The following is a 16,842-nucleotide window of genomic DNA, read 5'->3' on the forward strand; positions in this document are numbered from 1 at the left end:
GCGTCAGCTCTGCCTAAATCATTAAGCAGTCTGTATTGCTTCGCAATAAAAATTTAGCGGTCCATCTGATGCTTCTCACAACAAATAACTGTAATACGTCAATAGCCGAACATGCGGTGTTTGTATTACTTCAATATTCAAACCCAGCGAAATGCCTATAATGATTCATCTCATCATTATAATCCTCTAGCGTTCCACTGCATCATCATAAGCCAGATGCCTTTGATCAACCATCAATACGAATAAAAGTGGGACATTATGCAGATTTTTTGTAGAAAATCTTTATTTTTTTACAATAATATTGATTGATTAGCTTTATATTTTTGGTATTTTTTTTTAAATTTCTAATTTGGTATTTTTAAGTTGCTAAATTATTTAAGTTTATAAAAAACAGGAGCTTTATGCTCCTGTTTTTTATCTAGATTCTAACTATTAAAAATTAGAAGCTATATTTTGCCATTAAGCCAACACGGTCATCGTTGTACGAGTTACCACCGAATGTTTTACGCTTACCATTCACATATTCAACACCTAGCTCAACAGGCTTAACTGGTGCATAAATGATGTTTAACCATGCTTGTTGCACTTCTTCATTCTGAGCTGGACTAAGTGTTGCAAAACGTGAACCGTCATCTGCAAACAATGCACCATAGGCTACAGTCGAACGTAGTTTTTCATTGAATTTATACGTTGCACCCACTTGTACAGCTGAAAATTTGTTTTGTTCAATATTATTACCATCAACTACATATGCATTATTAGCGGCATATAAATAGTTGCTGTTCCCTTCAGCATATGAAAGATCACCATTTAGCTTCAATTGATCTGTCACTGCATAAGATGCACCTGCTGCTACACCCCAAGCTGTTTCTGTATCATCTGCTAGTTTTGACTTGTAGTTTTCAACAAGTGCACGTGCAGACGCTGAACCTTTGCCTTCTGCAAAACCTTGAGTTACCTTCGCAGTTAAGTTTGGAAGACGGTACTGAACATCGCCAGCTGTCGCTGTTTTGCTGTCGCCTTCTTCTGCTGAAACAAATAATTGAGTTTGCGGTGCAAGTTTATAATTATAACGAACTTGTGGAACACGTGCAGTACCGCCACCTGCGTTGGTGCTGAAATCAATCATTTCAGGTGCATGGCTAGACAAGAAGTTAGACGTTGTTTGACCAAATAACCAGCTGTTATAAGTCAAATATGCATGACGGATACGTAATGATTCACTATCACCAGCACCGGCAAAATCGACTTCCAACTTACCGCCTACTTTATTGTCACCACCAACTGGTGCAGTAAAATCTAAGCCAAAGCGGGTTGTTTTAGCTGTTGCACGTAACTTGTCTTTTGTAGCGCCAGTAGAGCTAGCTACGCCACCAAAGTCCCCATCAAAACCTTCAATAATGTAGTTTGCATCACCGCGAATAAAACCATAGAGGTTTACATCTGCACCAGATTTAGATTTTAAGCCTGCAAGTGTAGACACAGGTTGTACTGCTGGACGAGTTTTAACTTGTAGAATTTCAGCTTGTTGTTGTACTTGCACGTGTTGTTGCTGTACTTGAACCTGCTGTTGCTGTTTGATTAATGCTTTTAGCTCTGCAACTTCAGCGCGTAATTGTGCAACTGCCTTTTGGTCTGCTGTGGCTGCATGCGCAGAATTCAACATAATTGCTGAAACGGCAATGGCTAAGCTGTATTTAACCGCAGGGTTTTTAAGTTGAACGAAATTCATATACTCTCCAGAAGAATTCTAATTTCACACATTTTTTATCAATCCCGATGAAAATGTGCTTTTTTGTTACAATCTTAACTTTTCCATAATTGCATATTTATACAGGAAAAATCGCAATCCTCTTTGCTGTTTTTACGCTTTTTTAATTTATAATTAGAATAAAGCACATGGCTTGTCTTCTAATTATACAAATCATCAATGCGTAAAAAAAACTCCATTTTTACCGTTTTAAATAAACCGTTTTATTGCAATCATTGGATCAGTCAAAGCGCTCTGTTTTATGAAATCCATTTTTAGGTCTTTTAAAAATTGAGTTGCTCATCCTGACATCCCATGTGCAATATTTGAACGGACATTCAAGCGAATAACCATCTGTGCTTTAGTAGCATGTTGTTACATGCTAAATAAATGTGATGGCAAAAAAACAATAAAGAGGCTAAAAACAATTTTCTATTTCGACTTAAACTATTGAACTGTAGAATAGATTGTCATTAAAATAGCGCGAACATATATGCTGAAAGCATCACAATTATACCTATAAAATATAATTTCATACCTTAAAAGTATTTCAACTTTAGTCTATTTTTCATCATTAGGTAGCCTGACTTGTTCTATCTCAACTAAAAATGTTAAACAACAGTACGAATTAAAATTAAATGTCAATAAAAGGGAATTTTTATGGATCAGCAGCAAATGCAATCTGTCGACCAAGTCATCACTTCGCGCCACTCTGTGCGGGCTTTTTTAGAGACTCCCATTGATGTTGAAATACTCAAAGATATTTTACGAGTGGCAAGTCGTGCCCCTTCTGGCACCAATACACAACCTTGGAAAGTCTATGTGGTACAAGGGCAAAAGCGTGATGAATTGGTTAAAAAAGTCTGTGCTGCTCAAGTAGAATTATTTCATCACCCTGAACTTGCTAAAAACTACCAAGAAACTTTTCCCTATTATCCTGAACAATGGTTTTCACCTTATATTGACCGTCGTCGTGAAAATGGCTGGGGCTTATACGGATTGCTCAATATTCAAAAAGGTGAAAAAGAAAAAATGGCACAACAACAACTCCGCAACTTCAAATTATTTGATGCGCCAGTTGGGCTATTTTTCACTGTGCATCAATCTTTAGGCATTGGTTCTAAAATGGATTTAGCCATGATGATTCAAAATGTCATGTTGGCAGCCAAAGCTCGTGGTTTAGACACTTGCCCACAAGCAGCATGGAATCACGTTCACTCTATTGTGCTAGATACACTAAATGCATCGGAAGATGAAGAATTGGTCTGTGGCATGGCTTTAGGGTATGCAGACCCCGATCATATTGTGAATACCTTTATTACACCACGTGTTCCTGTAGAAGATTTTGCGGTGTTTTTAGAATAATGGTATTGAATAGCAATATTGAACTGGTAACAACAATCAAAAAATGAGGCTTAAAAGCCTCATTTTCATCTCTGATTTTAAATATACGATTTAAATATTTCGATATGCGATTATATTAAATAAAGGTTTAAGCCGTCTGCCCTGATTGAATTTTTCGCAGTGCAAAAAGTACAATTGCAACAAAGATGAGCATCACCCCTGCCATATTCAATAATGCACTCCAAAGCATAAAGTTCAAAATTAACCCACCAATCAGGCCACAAGCAAACTGTAAGCTTCCCATCAGCGCACTGGCCGTTCCTGCACGCGCTCCTTGTTTTGACATTGCCAAAGCCATAGCATTCGGCCCTGTAAAGCCAATTCCTGAAACCGTAAGAAACATTCCTAACATGACCCAAACCAACGGTGTACTTTCAAATAGCGCTGCCATCAACAAAACAAATACGCCAAATAGCTGTATATATGCCCCTAATCTTAAACGCTGAATCACCTGAGTCTTTGTGACCAAGTGCTTATTAATCGTAGAAAACACCATAATTCCAAAAGCATTTGCACCAAAAGCATAAGCGAATTGTTGTTGGCTTAATCCATAACTGTCCATTAAAACTGCAGCTGAAGAACTGATATAACAAAACAGTAATCCACCAGAGAAACAACCAATAATCATTGGTGCCCTAAAACTGCCATCTTTTAAAATTGCCATATACAGTTGTAATACTTGATTGAAATTCAAGTTCAAACGACGGCTAACAGGTAAGGTTTCTTTAAAAAAGAAATGCACACACAGCAGACAAATCACACCCATAAAACTTAGACAAGCAAATACAGCATGCCAACTAAAGAAGTGTAGTATCCAAGACCCCAACATTGGTGCAATAATAGGCGCAATTCCCATTACAATCATCATGCTAGAAAAAGCCTGCGCTGACGTTTGTATGTCTAAGCGGTCGCGAATAGCCGCCCGCGCAATCACCACACCAACACAACCACCCAGTGCTTGTAAAATACGCGCAGCAATTAAGCTCCATTCATCTTGTGCAAATAAACAGATTAAACTGGCGACAATATAAAGGCTTAAACCAAAATACAGTGGAATTTTACGGCCAATACGGTCACTCACAGGGCCGTAAATTAATTGTCCAACTGCCAGACCTAAGAAATAGGCCGGCAGAGTATTCGAAATCATTTGCGTACTGACATTAAAATCTTGTGCCATTTGAGGCAAAGCAGGCAAATACATATCAATAGAAAGTGGGCCTAGCGAAGTTAAAAGCGCCAATAACATAATCCATGCACTTGAATACTGGGCCTTGCTCTGTTCGACTTTCATATGAATATTTCATTATAAAATGAGAGGATTACAGACAAGTTTACACAGGTCATAGTATTATTTCTGCATATTCAAGGTGAATAATCACATAATTTGAAGATTGGTTTAGCAAACCTCAATTTTGAACAACAAAGGATAGAAATTGAACTCTTGGCTCGTACGTCTTAAGCAAGCGACTTACAACACCACCTTCATGTATAACATTCGCATGATTATCGCTTTTTCGGGAACAGCTTTTGTCCCCTATTTTATTGGCCAACAGATTTATACCATTCCCTTAACACTGGGTGTTGTAGCTGCAGCTTTAAGCGATATCGATGACCGTTTTTCTGTACGGCTTATGAACCTGATCTACACCTATATTGGGTTCTTTGTCACTGCCGTATCTGTCTATTTGTTGTTCCCTTACCCTATTTTATTTGCTATTGGCTTAATTGTGGCCTGTATTGGTTGGATTTTACTGGGCTCCTTAGGTCGGCGCTACGCCACCATTTCTTATGGGTGTTTAGTGGTTTCAGTTTATGCGATGTTGGGCGTACATTTATTTGATAATTGGTATATGCAAGCCAGTTTATTGGTGATTGGTGCCGCATGGTATGGAATCATTTCCACCATTAGCTTTTTACTTTTCCCTGTGCGTCAAGTACAAGACAAATTGGCACAATGCTATTCATCATTAGGTGATTTTCTGTTTGCCAAATCAAATTTATTTGATGTCGACATGACTGCAAAAAGCTACCAACAAAGCATGATTGAATTGTCTTTAGAAAATGCCAAGCTGACTACCATCTTCAATGAAATGAAAACCGCCCTACTTACCCGTTTAAAAGGTGACCGCGGGCAAAAAGATACGCGACGTAACCTGCAATATTACTTTGTGGCGCAGGATATTCATGAACGTGCCGATTCAGCACATTTTGACTATCAAAAACTGGCCAAAATTTTTGAGCACAGTGACATTCTTTTTCGCTTCCAGCGCATTCTGTTCATTCAAGCCAAAGCCTGTAAAGACTTAAGCTCCTGTATTATGCAACGTAATGCTTATGATCACAGTAAGCGCTTTAAGCATTCTTTTGAAAATTTAAAAATATCTTTAGATAAATTACGTGCAGAACAACAATATGACCAAGTTTGGGTAAATGCGCTGTTTTCCTTGTTTCAAAACTTAAAGGCAATTGATGCTCAATTGCGTAACGTTGAAACAGAACGCCACATCAACTTTGATAAAACCAATCATATAGAAAACCAATTAAAGGACGATGATCTGAAAGGTTGGGACGATATTGTGATTCGCATCAAACAGCATTTAACGCCTGAATCTGTATTGTTCCGTCATGCCATTCGAGTGTCTTTAGTGCTGTTCATTGGCTATATTTTTGTACAGATTACAAATATTCAATATGGTTATTGGATTCTACTGACCGCTTTATTTGTGAGTCAGCCAAATTTTAACGCAACGAAACGACGCTTATATTTACGTATTGTCGGTACCTTGGTCGGTATTATTCTTGGCTATGCCATCTTGTATTTCATTCCCTCTATTGAAGGCCAACTGCTCCTACTGGTGTTCTGTGGTGTTTTATTCTTTGAATTACGCAGTAAACAATATGCACAAGCCACTGCTTTTATCACTATTTTGGCTCTCATTAACTTCAATTTAGATGGTTTAGGCTTTACTGCCGCGGTACCTCGCATGGTCGACACCATTATTGGTTGCGCCTTGGCATGGTTTGGGGTGAGTTTTATTTTCCCCGATTGGAAATTCCGTCGCCTCCCACGCACGATCAAACGCTCATTACAAGCGCAATGTAATTATTTAATAGAAGTGGTTGCACAATATAAAGATGGTCGAAACAATGGGCTGAATTATCGTGTGGTGCGTCGTGCGGCCCACAATAACGACGCAGATGTTGCATCTTTAATTTCAACTTTAGCCACGGAACCCGATTTTGACCCTGTACAAAAAACTCAAGCTTTTGAATTCTTATGCTTAAATCACACCTTTATTAGTTATATTGCAGCTTTAGGTGCACATCGGGAAAAAATTCAAGATCAAGAAATACTGATGTTGTTAGATAAAGCCGTAGAAGATATTCAAGGTGCACTTCTACGCGACGAAGTTCCTGATTTAACCGTGCAAAATATGCTCCAAACAATTCGCCATCGTCTTTCACAAAATAATGATGAAGATCAAAAATCTTTGATTGTTTTACAACAACTTTCCTTGATGTTTAGCATCTTAGGTCAACTCAGTCGTTTAAAGCAGAATTTAAGCCACGATCACGATCAACGTGCGACAGAATTGGCTTCATTATAATTCGGATGATTTTGGAACAATATACTCACTGAATTGCTATAATTAATGCTAAACTTTTTACAGCTTGAAATTTGTTAGTTGACCATGACCGTAAAAAATCTATACGCTTATACGCTACAACCAGTAGCTTATGAAGTTTCTGAAGAAGAACAACGCAATGCACAACTTGTATTGTCTCGTAGCAATTATAAAATTGGTAAAAAAGCTTGGCTAATTATGGGTGCAATTATTGCCCTTGCCGTGCTTGGAATCATTTTTATTAAAAACTATTCCACCATTTTTTGCTGGGTTGCAATTGTTGCAGTTGCCATTTACCTCCTTGTTCGTACCTTTGGTATTGAATGGTATGTCAAACGCAAACTGAAAGAAGTGCCAGTCCAAGAAATTAAAGGCATCCGTTTAGGTGTACAACCTCACGGTATTTCTATGCAACAACAAATGGGCATGCAAACAGGTAACATGACCGTAGGTTGGAAAGACATTTATGAATGGTACAACACACCAGAATTTATTCTTGTGAACTTTAAAATTAAAGGTCAACAAGGTGCTTACATTCTGCCTAAACGTTTGGATAGTAAAAACTTTCCGTTCAGTACCATTCGTAAGCATTTGACTGAAGTTGTCGGTGCACCGAAAGCTGTTTAAATAAAATTGTATAAAAAAACCTCCATCAATTTGGAGGTTTTTTTATTTTCTTAACTAATAATGATAATGAGAATAAATATTATCCTTAAAATCCATATTGTCTGCTAAATATGAGGTTATAATTCGCACCATTCTATCTACGCCCTAAACATTGATTGCCATGTTTAAAAAAATTCTATTTCAAATCCATTGGTTTCTCGGCATTAGCGCTGGCTTAATACTCTCAATTATGGGGGTGACTGGGGCAATCTATTCTTATGAACAACCTATTCAAAAATGGCTCAATCCTGAAAGCTATACAGTTCAAGTCGAACAAAAAAACAAATTAACCCCTGCTCAAATTTTTCAGCATTTTCAGCACACTGACCCCGCAATTAAAATCAATAGTATTACCATCAACCCAGATCCTACAGCCTCCTCCTCGATTAATATTGTGAAAGAAGGTGCACGTAAGGGTTATAACATGATGATTAATCCTTATTCTGCGGCCGTATTACCTGAAATTAAAGGGCGCGAATTTTTCCAATTTATTCAGCAATTGCACCGCAATTTAACAGTCGGCGAAGTCGGTAAGCAGATTACTGGCGCCAGCGCCCTTATGCTGATTTACTTTGTCTTGAGCGGTCTTTATTTACGTTGGCCTAAAAAGCATTCGGTCAAACAGTGGCTATTTGTAAAACCCAAATTGAAAGGTCGTAATTTCCTGTGGGATTTACACGCAATTGTTGGTACATGGGTCATTATTTTTTATCTACTTCTCGCATTTACAGGTTTGTACTGGTCATATGATTGGTGGCGAAATGGCATGTTTAAAGTGATGGGTGTAGAACGTCCACAACCTGAAATGCAAGCCAATACTCAAAACAAAGGTGCGGAAAATAAACAGCCTCAACCACCTGAAATAAATCAAAATAAACCAGCAATGACAGCTCAAACTGAGCATGGTCAAAAAGGCGAAGGTCGTGGCTCTAAAGGCTTAAAACCAGAACAAGTCAGCTATGCATTAAACCAAACATGGACAGGCTTTAACGCACAAGTGGGCCGTGAATATTCAAGCATTACATTCAATATTCCGAAAAAAGCCAATAACGAAATGGAAGTTTCATTTGTGGATAGTATTCCTCAACATGAACGTGCACGTAATAAAGCAACCTATGACTATCAAGCATCGCAAATTAAAAAGCTTGAATTATATGAAGACCAAAAGCTGAATCAAAAAATCATGAATAGTATGTTACCGGTACATCGCGGTAGCTTCTTTGGTCCTGTCTATCAGTTTGCGGCTATGTTGGCGGCCTTAATAATGCCTTTATTCTTCATTACGGGCTGGATGCTGTATTTAAAACGTCGTAAACAAAAACGTTTAACCCAGCAAGCACGGAATAGTTTAATTGGCACCACATTAGACCCAAATGCCAAACCTTGGCTCATTGCTTATGCGTCTCAAACGGGCGTTTCGGAACAACTGGCTTGGCGCACGGCAACAAGTTTGCAAGAAGCTCGTCAACCTGCGAGCGTTAAATCAGTCCAGCAATTGACTGCTGATGATTTAAAAAACTCCTCACAAATTTTGTTTATTGCCAGTACTTATGGAACAGGTGAATCGCCAGATTTAGCTTCTGCTTTTGAGAAAAAATTGATGTCTCAAACGCTAGATTTAACTCATCTAAGTTATGCAGTATTGGCGTTGGGTTCACAAGAATATCCAGATACCTTCTGTAGTTTTGGACATCGTATTGATACATGGCTACAAGCGAATGGCGCGGTTCAATTGTTCAGTACCATTGAAGTCGATAATGGCAATGTAGCATCTATTCAGCACTGGAATAGTGCATTGGCCCAAAGTACAAAGCTCAACTTACAAGCCATGACCATCGATAAAACGTTCGATACCTGGATGTTGTCACAACGTACTTTACTCAATCCAAACAGCTTAGGGACATCTGCTTTTAATTTAGAGTTTCAGCCAACACATGAAGTCCTTTGGCAAGCGGGTGATATTGCTGAAATTCAACCTGGCAACAGTCCTACGCGCATTAACGACTTCTTAGAGCAACAAAACATTTCAGCAAATACCTTGGTGGGTTCAAGCAATAAAACTATTGTAGAAATGCTTTGGAATCGTAATTTAACAGTTGAAATTAAGCCATTTTCCAATCTAGATCAATTACTGCAACAACTACCAGTATTGCCATCGCGTGAATACTCTATTGCTAGCATTCCTGAACAACAAGTTTTACGTTTAGTGGTACGCCAACAGTTAGATACCCAAGGTCAATTGGGCTTAGGTTCTGGCTGGCTGACACAACACATTGCACTGAACAGCCCAATTGCAATGCGGATTCGTACCAATGAATCGTTCCATTTGATTGATGATAACCGCCCAATCATTTGTATTGGTAACGGAACAGGTATAGCAGGCCTCATGAGTTTGCTAAGCGCACGCATTCGTTCGGACTATACAGAAAACTGGCTGATTTTTGGCGAACGCCAACGTGAACACGATTACTTCTTCCAAAGTACAATGGAAGCATGGCAAAGCACAGGCATGTTGAAACGCTTAGATTTAGCTTTTTCACGCGATCAAATAGAAAAAATCTATGTGCACCACAAACTTCGTGAACAAGCTACGGAAGTGAAAAAATGGGTTGAAAATGGTGCTGTCATCTATGTTTGTGGCAGCATTAATGGCATGGCCTCTGATGTTCACCATGCACTCATTGAAATATTAGGTGAAAGTACAGTTGATCAGTTGCAGCAAGATGGTCGTTACCGCCGTGATGTGTATTAATTTAATTAAGCTTTAATTAAAAAAACCGAGCGATTTTGCTCGGTTTTTTATTGGCTGAAAGTTGTATAAACTGCACAGCATATTAAAAGACATACAGTTGTTAAATGAAAAGACTCTTTCTGTTTATCGCAGGCGCACTCTTGCTTATAGATGGCCTATGGCTTATTTCAATGGATAAAATCCATTTGGGTATTGTTCTTCCCTTACTCATTGCTGTCATATTTATAGTGACTGCTCTATTTGATAACGCAATACACCAATATTTAGCACGACACGCCACATTCAAAAAAATATGGAAACTCTGCTGGGCAGGATTTTGGGTTTGGTTAATAAGTTTGGCAGGTTTTTTCGCCTACTTACAATATTCCATTGCTCAATCTAACCATATCCCTCCAGTCAAAGCCATTCTAGTGCTCGGCAGTGGTATTGAACATGGTCAGCCTTCAGCCACCTTAAAAACACGTCTAGATGTCGCTTCCGATATTGCCTTAAACAATCCCGAAGCTGTTCTCATCATGACTGGTGGTTTAGGCTTTAATGAGAAAGTCTCTGAAGCCGAAGTGATGAAAACATATATTGTTCAAAATTATCATGTGAATCCTGAACATATTTATTTAGAAGACCGTAGCACCAGTACTGAATTAAATATCATAAACAGTAAAGCCATTTTAAAAGATTTAAATATTCGCTTAAATCAACCGATTGCGATTGCCACCAGTGATTTTCATCTACCTAGAGCCTCGGCTATTGCCCAATATCAAGGTTATACCAATATCTATACCATCAGTGCGCCAACGCCACTTTATATCCGCTATAACTCATGGTTACGTGAATATTTTGCTTTTTTAAGCGGGTGGTTACTACGTGAATATTAAAATAAACAGCAAATAACACCATCTAATGAAGGCGAATATTCCTCGGTAAAGGAATTTCCATTTCTTTGAATATTTCTGGTTTTTGCACATAGACTTGATATAAATAATTTTTTAAATCAAGTAATAATTTTTCTGGGGCAACCAAAATATTCTGCCCCTCTGGTGTCAAATCTAAAGAGACAACCGTATTTTGTTCACGTAAAAATGGAATGACTTTTTCAATAAAATCTTTTAAATTAATATTTTGTGTTTCATAATTTGCCCAATTATCTTTAATGAGTAATTTAGCTAAATTTTTATTTTTCCAAACCGCAAAGGCTTTTTGTCCAGTCGGTGTCGCACAAAGGGCCCAACCCTCTTGATATAATGCAATTAAACCGCCTTGAGCGACAATCATTTCAATAAATTGTTTATAAATATCTTGGGGATTATGGTGCGCTGTTTGATTTTGAGATGCTGCTTTGCGCTGATATGGATTTCGCATAAATCATATACATATAGTAATTATTATAGATTTGAGATTCTATAAAATTAAAATAGATTAGGCAAGCTTTTGAAGATAAAGGGATGGTGGGCGCTGACGGGATCGAACCGCCGACATTCTGCTTGTAAGGCAGACGCTCTACCAACTGAGCTAAGCGCCCTGAGAATAAAAACAATAAAATTGTCTTTATAAAACCAGACAAACGAATGATGTCTTGGCTGTTTACCCTCTTAAGTCTCAGGAACTTAAGAGAAATGGCGCAGCGGACGGGACTCGAACCCGCGACCCTCGGCGTGACAGGCCGATATTCTAACCAACTGAACTACCGCTGCATCACAATGTGTCTTTTAAACACAACCAATATCTTAGCAGATATATGGTGGGCGCTGACGGGATCGAACCGCCGACATTCTGCTTGTAAGGCAGACGCTCTACCAACTGAGCTAAGCGCCCTTAAAGGGTTGTTACATTTGTTTTTTTGGGATGGCGCAGCGGACGGGACTCGAACCCGCGACCCTCGGCGTGACAGGCCGATATTCTAACCAACTGAACTACCGCTGCATCACAAAAAAATATGGTGGGCGCTGACGGGATCGAACCGCCGACATTCTGCTTGTAAGGCAGACGCTCTACCAACTGAGCTAAGCGCCCTCAAAAGGTTACGATGTAAATGGCGCAGCGGACGGGACTCGAACCCGCGACCCTCGGCGTGACAGGCCGATATTCTAACCAACTGAACTACCGCTGCATTTACACAATATCGCTATTGCGGCAAACGAATATTAAGATTTTAAAGTGGCGCAGCGGACGGGACTCGAACCCGCGACCCTCGGCGTGACAGGCCGATATTCTAACCAACTGAACTACCGCTGCACTTTTAACATCTTAACGTTGAAAAAGCTTGGTGGGCGCTGACGGGATCGAACCGCCGACATTCTGCTTGTAAGGCAGACGCTCTACCAACTGAGCTAAGCGCCCTTTCTAAACGTCTTCATCGTTTGATGAGGTGCATTATAGAGAATCCACACTAAGTGTCAAACGCTTTTCTGCGAGTTTTCCATTTTTCGCATCTAAGTGATTAAAAAATAGGTGATCTGCTATAAAAAACGACATTTTTATTTAATTCTTAAATATATAAGTGCTTTTTTTGATTTACAGCAACTTATTTCAAACATTCAATAAATTACTTTTAGACTTTTAATTGAACGATTATTCATTTTAAGCTCAGATTGATGAAAAATTATAAATCTTTTCATTCACTTCATTTAAATGTAAGGCACTCATTACATCTTAATCATAACAAGCTTTCAATACCAGTCACTTTCTCATTCTAGTTTTATCACTCAAATCTGAATGATTGTAGAAACAACTTTGCGTATCGACTTATTCTGCAATATAGACCAAAGCATGTTCAGGAATGAGTTCAAACATTTCTGCAATATCGGCATTTCGCATACGAATGCAACCATGCGACATGGGTAGACCCATTGGTTCTGAATCTGGCGTGCCATGAATATAAATATAGCGCGTATAGGTATCGCAACCCTCGCCTTGATTAAATCCGGCTTCTAACCCACTGAGCCATAAAATCCGCGATAAAATCCAATCTCGCTCAGGATGTAGCATCGCAAACGCTGCACTATAGATTTCACCCGTAGGCTGGCGTGCAATAAAAACAGTATTTAACGGTAAATTATGACCAAACTTCTCTGCGACCGTGTGCCAACCTCGTGGGGTTTTGCCACTATTTTCAGCTTCGCCAATGCCATTTTTACCACTTGAGATCACATACCATTTATTGTGTTTATTTAAACTCAGCGTTTGATGCTTTAAATCAATGGTGATATCCGCTTGATCAGGCATATATTGCGTCATCGTTGCTCCTCTGACGAATGTTGTTGATGTTCTGTGCCTGAGCTGTCACTAGATTCAGGGCGCATCCACAGCCAAATACAGACAATCAGCATCGTTGCATTGGTGAAAATTTTTACAGCCAAAGGTGCTGTGGTAAATAACATGATAATTCCACTGATGAACATCATGATACTAGCAAACCATTTGGCTTTACGGGGAACCGTGCCATTTTCACGCCACCCGCGTAAGGTTGCGCCATACTTAGGATGATTCAGTAACCATGCATCCATTTGAGGCCAACCTTTAGAGGCAGCCCAAGCGGCTAAGATCAAAAAAACAGTTGTTGGCATCCCTGGTAACAAAGCACCAATAAAGCCCAGTATGACAAAAATCACCACTAGGCTGCGCCAAAACAACGTTCTCATACCACAACCCTTCTTACTGAATTAAAGTAGTATAAAGTGTTTTTGCATTTTATCCGTTGTTATTCTGCACTTTCCTCAGGCCCACTATGCATCTTAAATTTTTAAATACTGAACTTAATGAGCCTTGGCTGGCATTGAAACAACCTCAAGTGCGACAACTGGCTTTTTGTATCGGCAGTCCCAATATTCTGCAAAATATTCCTGCCGACTTAAACCTGCATTTTTCTTTTCAGTTTCACGACAATAAGATTTGGGAAGATCACATCAAAACCTACTGGCCTCGCCTACAATATTTAGACCAGCACCCAGAAGCACTTTTGAGTTTTTTACAGAAATTAAAAAGCACCCGTCTTGGACTGCGTTTTGAAATGTTTATCTGGTTTTGGCTTTTAGATCATGCATATCATCCCTATGAATTACTGGGACACAGCATCCAAAAAATTGATGGTCGGAAAACGGTCGGTGAACTGGACTTTGTTTTACGCAATACAGTAACGGCAGAAATAGAACATTGGGAAGTTGCATTAAAATACTATTTGGCAGAAGGTGATTTTTCATTGCCTTATTGGTATGGGCTAAACCGTAGCGATACGTTAAGCCGTAAATTGAATCATTTCACACAAAAACAATTCCAATTCGAAGATGCGCTTGGTCAAAACATTCAACACCGTTTTTGCATATTAAAAGGACAACTCTATTTACCTGAATTTTCATTGCGCTCCCCCCTTCCTGACTGGGTGAACCCCGCACGTAGAATTGGACATTGGGGCCAATGTATTCCATCTGGTTCAGAACATTATTATCGCCTACAGCGCCATGAGTGGATCTGTCCACAGGAATTTTCAAGCAGTGAAGATGCAACTTGGTGGACAGATGGCTTATATAAACAGGGCAATGATGAGCGATATTATATGTTCCGCCAAGCCAGTCTATTAACTTTTCCATTTTTCTAAACCAAATGGAAAAATATTTCAATTACACTTGCTTACCTAACCACCTAAAAATTAAACACAGTTCAAGCTGTGTATTTTTTAATCTTAATCTCACATCAGAATAATTTAATTATTCAAAATAAATGGAGATGATGATGAAAAAAATTCTAGCTACTGCACTACTCGTTACTTTTGCTTTAACCGGTTGTAATACTATAAAAGGTGTGGGTAAAGACGTATCTAAGGCTGGCCAAGCTGTCACGGGTACTGCCGAAAAAACATCTGATGAAATTCGTCGCAATTAATTTTATCGTAACTCACTTTCATCGCTTGATTTAGAAGAACCCTATTTAAATAGGGTTTTTTTATGTTTAAATTTTCCCTTATTTTGCTGATTCGCCTATTATATTGCGACATTTTAGACTTTTAGATTCAGCATGACTTCTTCAGCGACACTCGATCTCAGCCTAGAGCTTTTACGTCAGCCTTCTGTAACGCCAATTGATCATACCTGCCAAACTATTATGGCAGACCGATTGGCAAAGATTGGCTTCAATATTGAACACATGCGTTTTGAAGACGTCGATAACTTATGGGCTCGTAAAGGTACTGAATCTCCAGTTTTATGTTTTGCTGGCCATACCGATGTAGTTCCAACAGGTAGTTTAGATGCATGGGGTTCAGACCCGTTCCAGCCCGAAATTCGTGATGGAAAACTATACGGGCGTGGTAGTGCTGATATGAAAACCGCGTTGGCAGCCATGGTGATTGCCTCTGAGCGCTTTATTGCAAAGCATCCAAATCATCAAGGTTCAATCGCATTTTTAATTACCTCAGATGAAGAAGGCCCTTCTATTAATGGCACAGTGAAAGTCGTTGAAGCCCTAGAAGCGCGCAATGAAAAAATGACTTGGTGTTTAGTCGGCGAACCGTCAAGTACCAATCAATTGGGTGATATTGTTAAAAATGGTCGTCGTGGCTCGTTAAATGCGAAGTTGACTGTTAAAGGTAAACAAGGCCATGTTGCCTACCCACATCTTGCCGTAAACCCTATTCATACTGCGTCTAAAGCCCTGGCTGAACTGTGTGAAACTGTTTGGGACAATGGTAATGAATACTTCCCTGCAACATCCTTCCAAATTTCAAACATTAACTCAGGTACAGGTGCCACCAATGTGGTTCCAGGTACCATGACTACCCTCTTCAACTTCCGCTATTCAACTGAAGTGACTGCCGATGAATTAAAAGCGCGCACTTTGGAAATTTTAGACCGCCATCAAGTGCAATATGAAATTGAATGGACTTTATCTGGCCTGCCATTTTTAACCCCTGTTGGCGAATTGGTTACTGCTGCACAAAATGCCATTCGTAATGTGACGGGTATTGAAACTGAACTTTCTACCAGTGGTGGCACATCCGATGGTCGCTTTATTGCCCCAACAGGTGCTCAGGTGCTTGAATTGGGCGTTTTAAATGCCAGTATTCATCAAATTGACGAACATGTAAATGTTGCCGACTTAGAACCATTAGCTGAAATTTATGAACAAATTTTAGAAGGCTTACTCGCCTAAGTAAATTGCATCAATAAAAAAAAGGAACTTCTTTCAGTTCCTTTTTTATTTTTTTTAAAAATTATAAGCCCATCGTGGACTGAATATAAGCCAAATTAGGCACATGATAAACCTGATCATTCATGCGGACATATTGGAAAACAGCAGGATCAGTGAGCGCATGCTCCTCATCCACAATTTCCGAAATACGCAAACGAATTGATTTCGGCATTTCATTACACATCAGTGCGAAACGTTGACTGACATCATCGCCCTCAAGTACCAAGGCCACACCTCTTTGACGCGAAGGCTCATTTACGGCATAAACTGGTAAATTTAATTCATGCCACTGCACACTAGGAACCTGTGTTTCACTATCTAACGCAGATAAAACAATATTTTGCGGAAGTAGCATCGCCTCTTTACCATGACAATCGATAATATAAGCATCAATAAATCCAGTAGAAACCGTAATTAAATGCTGTAATTCCTGTTGGCTAATCTCATTGGATAAAGTACTCATC

The 16,842-nt window shown here is 39.2% G+C and carries 14 protein-coding genes and 8 tRNA genes; 8 read left to right on the forward strand and 14 right to left on the reverse strand.

Annotated elements, in window-relative coordinates:
- Positions 1–439: 439 nt before the first annotated feature.
- The gene (locus BBP83_RS06330) at positions 440–1,732 is read right to left on the reverse strand and encodes a DcaP family trimeric outer membrane transporter (RefSeq protein ID WP_068886610.1); all 1,293 of its coding nucleotides are present in this window, start codon (positions 1,730–1,732) and stop codon (positions 440–442) included.
- A 678-nt stretch (positions 1,733–2,410) separates the two neighbouring features.
- Here BBP83_RS06330 and BBP83_RS06335 point away from each other — a divergent pair.
- Complete coding sequence (locus BBP83_RS06335) at positions 2,411–3,115, forward strand: nitroreductase (RefSeq protein WP_068886612.1); 705 nt, start codon at positions 2,411–2,413, stop codon at positions 3,113–3,115.
- A 127-nt stretch (positions 3,116–3,242) separates the two neighbouring features.
- Here BBP83_RS06335 and BBP83_RS06340 read toward each other — a convergent pair whose 3' ends face one another.
- Entirely contained in the window at positions 3,243–4,445 is a 1,203-nt protein-coding gene (locus tag BBP83_RS06340; RefSeq protein WP_068886614.1) for a multidrug effflux MFS transporter, read from the reverse strand.
- A gap of 142 nt (positions 4,446–4,587) precedes the next feature.
- Between BBP83_RS06340 and yccS the strand changes: the two genes are divergently transcribed.
- The 4 genes from yccS to BBP83_RS06360 all read left to right on the forward strand — a co-directional run bounded on the left by yccS (position 4,588) and on the right by BBP83_RS06360 (position 11,073).
- Positions 4,588–6,762, forward strand: coding sequence for a YccS family putative transporter (gene yccS, locus BBP83_RS06345; protein WP_068886616.1), 2,175 nt, complete (start codon positions 4,588–4,590; stop codon positions 6,760–6,762).
- Between the two features lie 84 nt (positions 6,763–6,846).
- The gene (locus BBP83_RS06350; protein ID WP_068886618.1) at positions 6,847–7,407 is read left to right on the forward strand and encodes a YcxB family protein; all 561 of its coding nucleotides are present in this window, start codon (positions 6,847–6,849) and stop codon (positions 7,405–7,407) included.
- A 160-nt stretch (positions 7,408–7,567) separates the two neighbouring features.
- Positions 7,568–10,198, forward strand: a complete 2,631-nt coding sequence (locus BBP83_RS06355; RefSeq protein WP_068886803.1) for a PepSY domain-containing protein — start codon at positions 7,568–7,570, stop codon at positions 10,196–10,198.
- 104 nt (positions 10,199–10,302) lie between these two features.
- Positions 10,303–11,073, forward strand: a complete 771-nt coding sequence (locus BBP83_RS06360) for a YdcF family protein (protein WP_068886620.1) — start codon at positions 10,303–10,305, stop codon at positions 11,071–11,073.
- A 22-nt stretch (positions 11,074–11,095) separates the two neighbouring features.
- Here the strand turns inward: BBP83_RS06360 and BBP83_RS06365 are convergent, their stop codons facing one another.
- The 11 genes from BBP83_RS06365 to BBP83_RS06415 all read right to left on the reverse strand — a co-directional run bounded on the left by BBP83_RS06365 (position 11,096) and on the right by BBP83_RS06415 (position 13,836).
- The gene (locus BBP83_RS06365; RefSeq protein ID WP_068886622.1) at positions 11,096–11,557 is read right to left on the reverse strand and encodes a DUF2750 domain-containing protein; all 462 of its coding nucleotides are present in this window, start codon (positions 11,555–11,557) and stop codon (positions 11,096–11,098) included.
- A gap of 84 nt (positions 11,558–11,641) precedes the next feature.
- Positions 11,642–11,717, reverse strand: a tRNA-Val gene (locus tag BBP83_RS06370).
- A 95-nt stretch (positions 11,718–11,812) separates the two neighbouring features.
- A tRNA-Asp gene (locus BBP83_RS06375) sits at positions 11,813–11,889 on the reverse strand.
- A 45-nt stretch (positions 11,890–11,934) separates the two neighbouring features.
- Positions 11,935–12,010: transfer RNA gene (locus BBP83_RS06380), tRNA-Val, on the reverse strand.
- A gap of 31 nt (positions 12,011–12,041) precedes the next feature.
- Positions 12,042–12,118: transfer RNA gene (locus BBP83_RS06385), tRNA-Asp, on the reverse strand.
- Between the two features lie 14 nt (positions 12,119–12,132).
- Positions 12,133–12,208 (reverse strand) — tRNA-Val (locus BBP83_RS06390).
- A 20-nt stretch (positions 12,209–12,228) separates the two neighbouring features.
- A tRNA-Asp gene (locus tag BBP83_RS06395) sits at positions 12,229–12,305 on the reverse strand.
- Between the two features lie 48 nt (positions 12,306–12,353).
- A tRNA-Asp gene (locus BBP83_RS06400) sits at positions 12,354–12,430 on the reverse strand.
- A gap of 29 nt (positions 12,431–12,459) precedes the next feature.
- Positions 12,460–12,535 (reverse strand) — tRNA-Val (locus BBP83_RS06405).
- Between the two features lie 405 nt (positions 12,536–12,940).
- Positions 12,941–13,432, reverse strand: coding sequence for a cell wall-recycling L,D-carboxypeptidase ElsL (elsL, locus tag BBP83_RS06410; RefSeq protein WP_068886624.1), 492 nt, complete (start codon positions 13,430–13,432; stop codon positions 12,941–12,943).
- On the reverse strand, positions 13,429–13,836 hold the full coding sequence (locus BBP83_RS06415) for a YbaN family protein (RefSeq protein WP_068886627.1): 408 nt from the start codon (positions 13,834–13,836) through the stop codon (positions 13,429–13,431). The genes elsL and BBP83_RS06415 overlap by 4 nt, the downstream gene beginning before the upstream one ends.
- An 86-nt stretch (positions 13,837–13,922) precedes the next feature.
- Here BBP83_RS06415 and BBP83_RS06420 point away from each other — a divergent pair, with 86 nt between their 5' ends.
- The 3 genes from BBP83_RS06420 to dapE all read left to right on the forward strand — a co-directional run bounded on the left by BBP83_RS06420 (position 13,923) and on the right by dapE (position 16,339).
- Positions 13,923–14,789 (forward strand): DUF1853 family protein, encoded by an 867-nt coding sequence (locus BBP83_RS06420; RefSeq protein WP_068886629.1) that lies wholly within the window; start codon positions 13,923–13,925, stop codon positions 14,787–14,789.
- 134 nt (positions 14,790–14,923) lie between these two features.
- Entirely contained in the window at positions 14,924–15,073 is a 150-nt protein-coding gene (locus tag BBP83_RS06425; protein ID WP_068886631.1) for an entericidin A/B family lipoprotein, read from the forward strand.
- 132 nt (positions 15,074–15,205) lie between these two features.
- Entirely contained in the window at positions 15,206–16,339 is a 1,134-nt protein-coding gene (gene dapE, locus BBP83_RS06430) for a succinyl-diaminopimelate desuccinylase (RefSeq protein WP_068886632.1), read from the forward strand.
- Positions 16,340–16,400: 61 nt separating this feature from the next.
- Here dapE and BBP83_RS06435 read toward each other — a convergent pair whose 3' ends face one another.
- Complete coding sequence (locus tag BBP83_RS06435; RefSeq protein WP_068886634.1) at positions 16,401–16,841, reverse strand: hypothetical protein; 441 nt, start codon at positions 16,839–16,841, stop codon at positions 16,401–16,403.
- Position 16,842 lies beyond the last annotated feature (1 nt).

Origin of the sequence: Acinetobacter celticus, from assembly GCF_001707755.1 — a bacterium.
GTDB classification, from domain to species: Bacteria; Pseudomonadota; Gammaproteobacteria; order Pseudomonadales; family Moraxellaceae; genus Acinetobacter; species Acinetobacter celticus.